Raw genomic sequence first — 10,552 nt, 5'->3', positions numbered from 1 at the left:
TGCCCGTGCGGCGTGCCGCACGGGCAGCGCGCGGGTCAGTCGGACTTCGTGCCGTACACCCGGTCGACCTTGATCGTCACGAGCACCCGCCGGTCGGACACCATGGCCGCCCGGTACTCGTCCCAGTCGGGGTGCTCGCCCGCGGCGCGGCGGTAGTAGTCCACCAGCCCCTCGACCTCCGGGCCGTGCGGGTCCGTGCTCGGCCCGGCGATCGTGGCCGTGCCCTCGACGGTGGCCCACTTCCACCCGTCCTGGCTGGTCACCTCCAGCGCGACCCGGGGGTCGCGGCGCAGGTTCGCGACCTTGGCCGTCCCTTCCGTGGTCGACACCCGGATGACGCCCGCCTCCTGGTCGTAGGAGGGCATGATCGGGGAGAGCTGGGGACGGCCGTCGGCCTTGATCGTCGCGAGCACGCCGATCTTGCTCTGGGCGAGCAGCGCGTGCGGGTCGAATCCTGTCTCGGTCATGCACGCACCAACCTCCGGCCGACCGCCGCGTATTCCACGTTCCGCCGCACTTTCAGGTGAACTCCGTGCCCCCACCAGGATTCGAACCTGGACTGGTCGCGTTCTGAGCGCGATGCCTCTTCCGTTGGGCTACAGGGGCTTGGTGCGGTTCCGGGGATTCGAACCCCGACTGGACTGGCCCTCAACCAGACGCCTCTACCACTTGGGCTAGAACCGCGAGCGAATGCGCTCCGCGAAACGACGAAGCCGCCCGGATCGGTCTCCCGATGGGCGGCTCCCGCAGGCCTGACGCGGTCACGTCACGGCGGGGAGTCCGCAAGACCCAGCAGGAGCAGGAGCTCGTGCTGCCGCATGTCCGCCATGACTCCCGCCCTTCCGCTGTGGTGTGCGATCAGCTTGCCCCGAACCACCGGGCAGCGCAACGCTTTTATCGCACGGCCCGCACTATCCACTCAGGACAACGATCGCCCCGGCCTCCTCGGCAAGCTCGAGAGCGAGACCGCCGACGCCGCCAGGAGCAGCAGCATCGCCGTCGGGGCGAGGGCCGCCCACGGCGCGCGCTCCAGGTACGGCAGCGACTCGGCCAGCATCAGCCCCCACTCCGGCGTCGGCGGCGGCGCACCCAGGCCGAGGAAACCCAACGACGCCAGGGCCAACGCGATACCGGGCAGCCGCAGCACGGCGTGCCGCGCGACCGGACCCGCCACCGCGGGCAGCACGTGCCGGGTCAGGACCCAGGACGGCGCCGCGCCCAGCGCACGCACCGCGGCGACGTGCGTGGCCGCGCGGTTCTCCCGCACCAGCGCCGCCGCGTGGGCGGCCAGCGGCGGCCACGACACCAGGCCGACCGCGATGGACGCGCCGACCGCGCCCGGACCGACGGTCGCCGCGACCAGGATGCCCGCGATCACGGGCGGCACGGCGTTGGCGGTCTCGGCGGCGCCCTCGGCCAGGCCGGGCAGGAAGCCGAAGACCAGCGCCACCGCGAACGAGCACGCGCACACCAGCACCGTGACGCCGAGCGTGGCCGCCGCACCGTGCCCCACCCTGGCCAGCACGTCACGGCCCAGCGCGTCGGTGCCGAACGGGTGCGCCCACCCCGGCGGCGCGAGCCGGGCCGCCGCGTCCACCCGCAGCGGCTCACCCAGCAGTCCCCAGCAGACGACGACCACCGGCACCACCGCGCCCACCACGACGACCACGCGGTGCGGCAGGCCGACCGGGGCCGTCACGGGCGGTGGAGCAGGCAGGGCCGCGTCGCGCAGCGCCTGCCCGAGCATCCGCCGCCGGACACCGGCCACGAGCGCGCCGCCCACCAACCCGAGCAGCACGAGCGCGAGCACGGACCCCTGCAGCAGCGGCAGGTCCTGCGCCTCCGCGGCCCCCAGCGCGGTCCGGCCGAGGCCCGGCACGGCGAACACCACCTCCACCGCCACCGCTCCCCGGTCAGCCCCACGGCGACCAGCCCGAACTGCGGCAGCACGGCGGGCAGCGCACGACGTGCCGCGGCCCGCCCGATCACCCCCGGCGAACACCCCCACGACCGCCACAGCACGACCCAGCGCTCCTCGAACACGGCGGGCAGCGCGTCGTCCACCAGCCGGCCGAGGATGCCGCCCGCCGGCAGGCCCAGCGCCAACGCGGGCAGCACCAGGTGCTGCGGCCCCCGCCAGCCGTAGGGCGGGAACCAGCCGAGCCACACCGACAGGACCACCAGGAGCACCGTGGCCAGCAGGAACTCGGGCAACGCGGCCGGCACCGCGGCGGTGGCGCCGGTGCGCGCCCGTGCCGTCCCCCTGGCGCCGCGCACGACCGTCGACGCCGACAGCGCGGCGGCCAGCGCCAACGCCACCACCAGCGCCGCGCCCATCAGCGCCAGCGAGACGCCCAGCGCGGACAGCACGGAGGGCAGCACCTCGCCGCCACCGACCCACGACCGGCCGAGGTCGCCCCGCAGCGCGCCCGCGAGCCAGTCGCCGAACAACGCCACCGGCCCGGCGTCCAGCCCCAGTTCGCGGCGCACCGCGTCCAGCGCCTCCGCCGTCGGCTCCTGCTCGGCGGAACGGGCGCGCAGCACCGACAGCGCCGGGTCGCGCCCGGACAGCCACGGCAGCAGGCCGATCACCGCGACGACCGCGGCGAGCCCGCCGACGCGGGAGACCAGCGCGGTCACCGCAGGCGGGTCGCCGACGTGATCAGCGTGCGCTCGCGCGGGTCCTTGGCCGAGTCGACCACCGACGTCGCGTCGCCCTGGATCACGCGCTCGTGCAGCATCGGGATCGCCGCGTCGGTCCGCAGCACCGCCGCCTCGGCCGCCAGGATCGCGGCCCGCCGCTGGTCGCCCGCCCCGGTGGCGGCGGCGGTCCGCACGGCCGCGTCCACGTCACCGTCGCACAACCGGGCGATGTTGAAGGAGCCCGCGCAGGTGAAGTCCGACTGGAGGTAGGCGACGGGGTCGCCGGAGTCCAGCACGGTCGCCCGGGACAGGATGAACGCGTCGAACTTCCCGGCCAGCGCGTCCTCCTCGATGTGCGCGTACTCGCGCACGACCTGGGTGACGGTGAACCCCGCGTCCTGCAACTGCTGTTGCAGCACCGAGGCGACCTCGGGCAGCTCGGCGCGGTCGGAGAACGTGGCCAGGGTGATCGGGACGCCCTTCGGGTCGGAGGCCTTGGCGCGCTCGGCGAGCGGGGCGCGTCCGGCCGCGGCCCACGGCAGCGCGGGTCCGAGCAGCCCTCCGGCCACGTCGGCGCGGCTCTCGTAGACGCTCCGGACGATCTCGGCGGCGTCGATCGCCTCGCGTGCGGCGGCGCGCAGGCCCTGGTCCTGGAACGGTCCCGCCTTGGTGTTCAGGTACAGGGTGTTGGTGCGCGGCATCGGCACCTCGGTGATCGTCGCCTGGTCGAGCAACGCCGCCTGCGAGACCGGCACGGCTTCCGCGACGTGCGCCTCACCGCTGCGGATCGCGGCGGCACGGGCGGTGCCGTCGGGGACGAACGACACGTCGATGCCCTCGGCGGCGGCCTTCGGGCCCCAGTAGCCGTCGTAGCGGTCGAGGGTGGCGGTCGTCGTGCCGTTCACCGCGACCAGGCGGAACGGTCCGGTGCCCGTGCCGACCGGGTCGACCTTGCCGTCCGCGCGGTAAGCGCTCTCCGCGAGGATCGCCAGCTGCGGTGACGAGAGCCGTTGCGGCACCAGCGGGTCGGGTGTGCCGGTCGTGACGACGACGGTGTCCCCCGCCGCCTCGGCGGTCAGCTCGACGCCGTCGAGGATGCGCGGCTTGGGCGAGGCGGTGGTGGCGCGGGTGAGGGTGTTGGCGACGGCCGCGGCGGTCAACGCGGTGCCGTCGTGGAAGGTCACGCCCTGGCGGACGGTGAACTCCCAGGCCTGCTCCGAGATCCGCCGCCACCCGGTGGCCAGGCCGGGCCGCGCGTCGCCGTCCGCGTCGAGGGTGACCAGCGTTTCCGCGGTCGACCAGCGCGAGAGCTTGAACGCGTCGTCGCTGAACGGGGTCAGGCCCGAACGCGGCGGTTGCAGCATCGCGAGCTTGATCCGCCCGTCGGACGGTTCCGCGGCAGGGGCGAAGCAGCCGGTCAGCAGCAGGGCGCACGCCACGAGAGCGGCGGCGGAGGAGCGGTGGCGCACGGATCGTCCCAGCGTTCGGTGACAGGGCGCCGTGAACCTAACAAGATGATTATCGTTCCCAATAGCGGATGTGGGCACCGCCACGTGGGGCGGGCGTCGCGGCCTGCCTCACGTGGTCGGGCGCGCGTGACCAGGCCGAAGACGATAAGCAGCGTGACCAGCTACGGCGTCGTTCGGCGGACGACTACCATCCCCCGCATGCCGGAACCCCGGGCGCTCGCGGACCTGTCGTTCGCCGCCTACCTGGAAGACCACGACGGCGGGCGACTGGAGTCGGGTGGTGACTACAACGTCGTCCACATCGCCGACCGGGAGTTCCCCGAACCCGCCGCCGGCAACGCGCGGTTCAGCGAGTCGGCGCTGTCCGCGGTCCGGTTCACCGAGGGCACGCTGCGGCGGTCGCGGTTCAACGACGTGTGGCTGCACGGCGTCCAGGTCATCGGCACCGACCTGGCCGAAACCGGGTGGCTCGACGCGGAGGTGGTGAACAGCGCGTTCGCCGGGGTGGCGATGTTCGAGGCCGGCCTGAGCCGCGTCACGTTCTTCGGCTGCAAGCTGGTCTCGGTCAACCTGCGCGGCGCCGCGCTGCGCGAGGTCGCGTTCGTCAACTGCGTCCTGCGCGACGTGGACTTCACCGAGGCCGAGCTGACCGACGTCACGTTCCCCGGCTCGACGCTCGAAGACCTCCGGTTCGAGGGCGTGAAGCTGAAGAAGGTCGACCTGCGCGAGGCCGCCGAGCTGGGCATCCGCGACGGGTTCGCCTCGTTGCGCGGCGCGACGATCACCTCCACCCAGGCGATCGACCTCGCGCCGGCGTTCGCCCACACGCTCGGCATCGTCATCAAGGACAGCTGAGCTCCCACGGGCTCACGGCACGGGCAGGGTGATCCGGAACGTCGCGCCCGAGCCGGGTTCGGCGGCGGCCGTGACCGTGCCGCCGTGCGCCTCGACCAGGTGCCGGGTGATGGCCAGGCCCAGGCCGCTGCCGCCGGTGCTGCGGCTGCGCGACTTGTCCGCCCGCCAGAACCGCTCGAACACGTGCGGCAGGTCGTCCGGCGCGATGCCGACGCCGGTGTCGGCCACCTCGATCACGACGCCGCCGTCGAGCCGGGCCGTGACGGTCACCGCGCCACCGGCCGGCGTGTAGCGGATCGCGTTGGTGACCAGGTTCTCCACCGCCTGCCGCAGCCGCACCGGGTCGGCGACCAGGAACAGCTCCCCCTCGGTCCGCGCGGTGACGGCGACGTCGCCGTTGGCGTGCGCGGCCACCACCTGCTCGATCACGTCGGCCGCGTCGATCGGCTCCGGGTGCAGGCGCAACGTGCCCGCGTCGGCCTGCGCGAGGTCGTGCAGGTCGTCCACGAGCCGTTGCAGCACCAGGGATTCCTCCGCCAGCAACGCCACCAGCCGCTGGTCGGTCGCCGCGACGCCGTCCTGGGCCGCCTCCAGCCACCCGGTGACGTTGCTCAACGGCGTCCGCAGCTCGTGCGCGACGTCGCCGACCATCGCCTGGCGCTGCCGCTCGGTGTCGGCGAGCTTGGCCGACATGGCGTTGAACGACCTGGCCAGCTCGCCGATCTCGCCCTTGGCCGCGGTCACGCGCACCTCCCGGTCGCCCGCGCCCATCCGCTGGGTCGCGGCCGTGAGCGCGCGGATCGGCCGGACCAGGTGGTTGGCCGTCAGCCAGGACGCGAGCCCGGCCAGGGCCAGGATGCCGAGCGCCGTCCACGCGATGCGCGTGACGCCCGCCGTGGACAGGTCGACGGTCGCCGGTCGCGCACCCGTCGGTTCGGTCAGGAACAGCAGGGCGGCGGGTGCGACGTACGGCGCGAGCTGCTGCCGCCGGGCGGAGGCCAGGCACGCCGCTTCCGCGGGCGTGCTCTCCGCGGTCGGGCGCGACCAGTCGGAGCCGTCCCGCGCCAGCCACGGCGTCAAGGCCGCCTTCAGAGCCGAGGCTCCGGGACAGCCCTTGACCAGCTCGTACAGTTCGGCGCCCGCCTTGTGCTCCGTCTCCGTGGGCGTGTACAGCGCGTCCTCCACGGGGCACTCGTCGTACCGGGCCGGCGGCAGGGTGCGCGGCCCGCGCAGCACCGGGCGCCCGCTCGGCTGCACCACCACGGTCCGCCCGTCGCACGCGGCGACGGTCTCGGCCCGGGCCTGCAGGTCATGGCGTTCGGCCGGGCTGAGCTTGAACGGCCCGATCGCGCGGCGGTCGATCTCGTCCTCCACGCCCGGCTTGAGCACCGGGTTCACGTTCAGCGGGTCCACGACCACGGTCGGGTTCACCGGCAGCTGCGGCGAGCCGGCGTCACCGGAGTCCGCGATCGGCGCGCGGTCCCACGTGGTCAGCGCGATCCGCCGGCCGGTCTCGTCCGCGAGGGCGTCCACTGTGGACTGGACGTCGGCCCAGGACGGGTGGTCGGCCGCGTACCCGAGCAGCCGGTCGTAGATCGACGCGTCGGTGGCCAGCGCCTCGCCCTGCTCCTGGCGGATGCTGCCGGTGGTGGCCTGGGTGGCGAGCCAGGCGGTGACCGCGATGGACGAGCCCGCGATCAGCAGGGACACCGAGAAGATGCGGAAGAGCAGGCTCATACCAGCTTGTAGCCGATCCCGTAGACGGTCAGGAGCCGACGCGGCCGGCGTGGGTCGTGCTCGATCTTGCGGCGCAGCTTGACCACGTGCACGTCCACGGTCCGCTCGGTGGTGAAGCCGTCCTGGAGCAGCTGGCCGCGGGTGAACACCCGGTGCGGCTGGGCGGCCAGGGTCGACAGCAACCGGAACTCGGTCGGGGTCAGCACGACCGGCTCGCCGGCCAGCGTCACCTCGTGCCGGATCGGGTCGACCACGATGTCGCCGACCTTGAGCACGGCGGCGTTCGTGACGCGGGCGCGGCCGGCGCGGCGCAGGATCGTGCGGACCCGGGCGACGAGCTGGCGCGGCCGGAACGGCTTGGTCACGTAGTCGTCCGCGCCGAGGTCGAACCCCAGCAGCACCTCGTCCTCCGCCGACCGGGCGGTGAGCAGCACGATCGGCACGTCGGAGTCGGCGCGCAGCACGCGCACGACGTCCAGCCCGTCCACCGCCGGCATCATCACGTCGAGCACCAGCAGGTCCGGGTCGCGCCGGCGCGCCTCGTCGATCGCGGACCGCCCGTCGTGCACGACCACCACCGAGTGCCCGTCGTGCTCCAGGTAGCGGCGGACGAGCTCGGCCTGGTGGGGGTTGTCCTCGGCGACGAGGATGTGGGCGCACACGACCGCAGTATGCCGACCTTCACGGCCATCGAGCAGGACGACAACAGGTTCTTCACAGTTCGTCCCGATCTTGGGGAGCATGAACGTCCGCGTGGTCCTGTTCGCCTGTGGTGTCACCGCCCTGCTGTTGACGTTCGTCCAGTTCGCGGGCGAGCGCACCGCCGCCCGGTCCGCCGCGACGACCACTCAGCAGACCACGAGCGGTGTTGCGGTTCGGGCTGCTCCGAGTGTTCCGGCGGCGACTACCACCACCGCCGAGAGGGTGTACGCGTCCAGCTCGGACCTGCCCGATGGCGGCCCGATCCCGGTCGAGGGCCACGGGACGTTCCACGCTGTGCCGGGGTCGTCGCCGGTCGTCGGTGCGGGGGTCGAGCGCACGTACGCGGTGGAGGTCGAGGACGGGGTCGTGTACGACGAGCAGGGGTTCGCCGCGTTCGTGCAGGAGACGCTGTCCGACCCCCGTGGCTGGACGGCGCGCGGTGACGTCGCGTTCCGGCGGGTGACCGGGCCCGCGGCCATCCGGATCCGGCTGACCTCGCAGAGCACCGCTCGCGCGGTGTGCGGGTACGAGATCCCGGTGGACGTGTCGTGCCGCAACGGCGGCTTGGTGCACCTGAGCGCGGCGCGGTGGGTGCGCGGGGCGGTCGCGTTCGACGGCGACCTGACCGGGTACCGGCGCTATGTGGTCAACCACGAGGTGGGGCACGCGTTGGGCGAAGGCCACCGGCCGTGCGCGGCGCACGGCGGGCTCGCGCCCGTGATGATGCAGCAGACGTTCAGCACGTCGAACGACGAGGTGGCCGCCGTCATCGCGGGCGCGCCGCAGGGGGTGACGATTCCGACGGACGGCAAGGTCTGCCGCCCGAACGGCTGGCCGTTCCCCTGACGGCCGGTTGTCTTCGGTCGTACGCCGGGCGGGCGGTCCTCTTCCTGTGGCGCCGGTCTAGCGGCGGGTCGTTCCGGTGCCCTTGGGCGTGGCGCGCAGGCTGAAGTGCAGGTAAGGCGAGCCGTCCGGCAGCGTGTAGAACACCACCGGCACCCACGGCTCGTGCTCGTTGCGCCGTGCGGCGAACAACCCTTCCTCCACCGGCACGAGCACCGCGTTGGTCACCGCGTTGATGGCGGCGAGTTCGCCGATGCTCTCGCCGCGCAGGTGCAGCACGCCGTCCTGCTCGGTCACCTCGACGTCGTAGCCCTCGCGCACGTACGAACCGACGTACCGGGAGATGTCCACCTCGGGCGGCTCGGCGGGCGGCTCGAAGTCCGGCACCACGATGCCGGCGTGCTCGGCCAGCACCTCGGTGAACAACCGCTGGTAGACCTCGGCCGGCACGCCGCCGTTGGTGAGCAGCGCGATCGCCACGTTCGACTCGGGCACGACCCGCAGGAACGCCTTCTGCCCGACCGTCGCGCCGTCGTGCCCGATCACCGGACCGCCCGGCCAGTCGTAGACGATCCACCCGAGGCCCCAGCACATGCGCTGCGCCGGGCTGGCGGGCAGCTGCACGAACGGCCGGTGCATCGCGGCCACCTGCTCGGCGGGCAGGACCACCGTGCCGTCCGGCGCCCGGCCGCCGTCCAGGTGCAGCCGGGCGAAGCGGACGACGTCGGCGGCGGTGGCGTTGATCGTCCCGGCCGGGCCCGCGGACCTGGCCAGTCCCCACACGGGTGCGGGCACGGGCTCTTCGCCGGGTTCGCCGAGGTGGCCCAGGGCCGCGCGGAACCGCAGCACGTCCTCGGCCAGGGTCACCGTGCTGTGCGCGCCGATCGGGTCGAGCAGGCGTTCGCGCAGGACGTCGTCCCAGACCTGGCCGGTGAGCACCTCGATGATCCGGCCGAGCACGGTGAACCCGCTGTTGCAGTAGGACATCGTGGCGCCCGGCGGGTGGTTCTGGCCGAGATCCGCGCACGCCGCGACGTACGCGGCCACGCAGTCGTCGCCGCGACCGGTGTCGTGGAAGAAGTCGCCGTCGATGCCGCTGGTGTGCGACAGCAGTTGGCGGGTCGTCACGGTCTTGGTCGCCACGGGGTCGGCCACGGCGAACTCCGGCAGCACGGTGACCACCGGCGCGTCCAGGTCGAGCGCGCCTTCGGCCACCAGCTGCATGATCAAGGTGGCGGTGTAGAGCTTGGTGATCGAGCCGATCTGGAACAGCGAGTCCGTGGTGGCCTCGACTCCGGTGCCGCGGTGCAGCACGCCGGTCGCGCACTCGTGGATCTCGCCGTCGACGAGGATCGCCAGTGAAGCGCCAGGCACCTTGTGCGCCTCGCACAGCTCCGCCAACCGTCGCCCCCAGTGGTTGATGTCCATCGCCCGCTCCCCCCGGATGGCGCGAAACTTTGCGAAAACCCTTCGTGTTGCCATACACCGTACCGATTTCCCCGTGCCGTGGGAGGGGTTTTACGGCTATGTCAGGGGGTTGTCGTCGGTCCAGGTGTAGTCCGGGGTCCGGTAGTCGCCACACCGGGTGAGGAGCTGGTCGAGATCGTGGTCCACCAGCAGCATGTCCCGGTAGGGCGGCTTGAGGAACCCCTCCTCCACCATGTGGTCGATCATCTTGATCAGGTGCGTGAAGTAGCCGTCGACGTCGAGCAGCGCGACCGGCTTGGTGTGGAGGCCGAGCTGGGCCCACGTCCACACCTCGAACAGCTCTTCCAACGTGCCCGCGCCGCCCGGCAGGGTCACGAAGGCGTCGGCCAGCTCGGCCATCAACGCCTTGCGCTCGTGCATGGAGTCGACCACGTGGAGTTCCGTGAGATTCTCGTGGGCCACTTCCCAGTCGACGAGGCTGCGCGGGATCACCCCGATGACCGAACCGCCGGCCGCCAGCGCGCCGTCGGCCAGGGCACCCATCGTCCCGACCCGGCCGCCGCCGTAGACGACTTCGATGCCTCGTTCGGCCAACGTGCGGCCGACCTCCCGTGCCACCTCGACGTGCCTCACCCGTCCGCTGGAGGAGCCGCAGAACACGCACATCCGCATGGGCACACGGTAGGTCAAGTTACGGGTGTGCTGCGTTGGGAGCGCGTGTGTTGAGCGTTCGGGTGGGTCGAGTTGGGCGTTCGGGTGCGGTGAGTTGGGCGGCGCGGTGGTGCTGTTCGGCTCGATTTGACATGGGGCCCTTACGGGCACCCCAGGCAGGCCAAAGCCGGGCAGGCCTGGCGGGAAAAGCGTCCGCCAAGCCT

General features: G+C 72.9%; 10 protein-coding genes and 2 tRNA genes. 2 read left to right on the top strand and 10 right to left on the bottom strand.

What is annotated here, in order from left to right; translation table 11 throughout:
- Positions 1–35: 35 nt before the first annotated feature.
- From ABTZ99_RS43735 to ABTZ99_RS43710, 6 genes are all read right to left on the bottom strand, one after another.
- Positions 36–467 (bottom strand): PPOX class F420-dependent oxidoreductase, encoded by a 432-nt coding sequence (locus ABTZ99_RS43735; protein ID WP_498778481.1) that lies wholly within the window; start codon positions 465–467, stop codon positions 36–38.
- 66 nt (positions 468–533) lie between these two features.
- Positions 534–606, bottom strand: a tRNA-Leu gene (locus ABTZ99_RS43730).
- Between the two features lies 1 nt (position 607).
- Positions 608–684: transfer RNA gene (locus ABTZ99_RS43725), tRNA-Leu, on the bottom strand.
- Positions 685–919: 235 nt separating this feature from the next.
- Positions 920–1,747 carry an ABC transporter permease gene (locus ABTZ99_RS43720; RefSeq protein WP_499619037.1) on the bottom strand — a complete coding sequence of 276 codons (828 nt, stop codon included), beginning with the start codon at positions 1,745–1,747 and terminating at the stop codon, positions 920–922.
- Entirely contained in the window at positions 1,696–2,640 is a 945-nt protein-coding gene (locus ABTZ99_RS43715) for an ABC transporter permease family protein (protein ID WP_499619035.1), read from the bottom strand. Before ABTZ99_RS43715 ends, ABTZ99_RS43720 begins: the two co-directional genes overlap by 52 nt.
- Positions 2,637–4,112 (bottom strand): ABC transporter substrate-binding protein, encoded by a 1,476-nt coding sequence (locus ABTZ99_RS43710; RefSeq protein ID WP_499619033.1) that lies wholly within the window; start codon positions 4,110–4,112, stop codon positions 2,637–2,639. Before ABTZ99_RS43710 ends, ABTZ99_RS43715 begins: the two co-directional genes overlap by 4 nt.
- Positions 4,113–4,310: 198 nt before the next feature.
- On the opposite strand from ABTZ99_RS43710, the gene ABTZ99_RS43705 reads away from it, so the two are divergent.
- Positions 4,311–4,967, top strand: coding sequence for a pentapeptide repeat-containing protein (locus ABTZ99_RS43705; protein ID WP_498778484.1), 657 nt, complete (start codon positions 4,311–4,313; stop codon positions 4,965–4,967).
- A 12-nt stretch (positions 4,968–4,979) separates the two neighbouring features.
- On the opposite strand, the gene ABTZ99_RS43700 is transcribed toward ABTZ99_RS43705, so the two are convergent.
- Both ABTZ99_RS43700 and ABTZ99_RS43695 read right to left on the bottom strand, forming a co-directional pair.
- The gene (locus ABTZ99_RS43700) at positions 4,980–6,704 is read right to left on the bottom strand and encodes a sensor histidine kinase (RefSeq protein ID WP_499619030.1); all 1,725 of its coding nucleotides are present in this window, start codon (positions 6,702–6,704) and stop codon (positions 4,980–4,982) included.
- Positions 6,701–7,366 (bottom strand): response regulator, encoded by a 666-nt coding sequence (locus ABTZ99_RS43695; RefSeq protein WP_498778486.1) that lies wholly within the window; start codon positions 7,364–7,366, stop codon positions 6,701–6,703. The genes ABTZ99_RS43700 and ABTZ99_RS43695 overlap by 4 nt, the downstream gene beginning before the upstream one ends.
- Positions 7,367–7,445: 79 nt before the next feature.
- On the opposite strand from ABTZ99_RS43695, the gene ABTZ99_RS43690 reads away from it, so the two are divergent.
- A complete protein-coding gene (locus ABTZ99_RS43690) occupies positions 7,446–8,252 on the top strand; it encodes a DUF3152 domain-containing protein (protein ID WP_499619029.1) in 807 nt (268 codons plus the stop codon).
- Positions 8,253–8,309: 57 nt separating this feature from the next.
- On the opposite strand, the gene ABTZ99_RS43685 is transcribed toward ABTZ99_RS43690, so the two are convergent.
- Positions 8,310–9,677, bottom strand: a complete 1,368-nt coding sequence (locus ABTZ99_RS43685; protein ID WP_498778488.1) for a serine hydrolase domain-containing protein — start codon at positions 9,675–9,677, stop codon at positions 8,310–8,312.
- 96 nt (positions 9,678–9,773) lie between these two features.
- A complete protein-coding gene (locus ABTZ99_RS43680) occupies positions 9,774–10,349 on the bottom strand; it encodes an LOG family protein (protein ID WP_498778489.1) in 576 nt (191 codons plus the stop codon).
- Between the last annotated feature and the right edge of the window lie 203 nt (positions 10,350–10,552).

The sequence above is a fragment of the Actinosynnema sp. NPDC002837 genome (genome assembly GCF_040295345.1).
Taxonomy (GTDB): Bacteria; Actinomycetota; Actinomycetes; order Mycobacteriales; family Pseudonocardiaceae; genus Actinosynnema.
The sequence above is the reverse complement of the archived record's forward strand: the minus strand, read 5'-3'. Positions and strand labels throughout refer to the sequence as shown.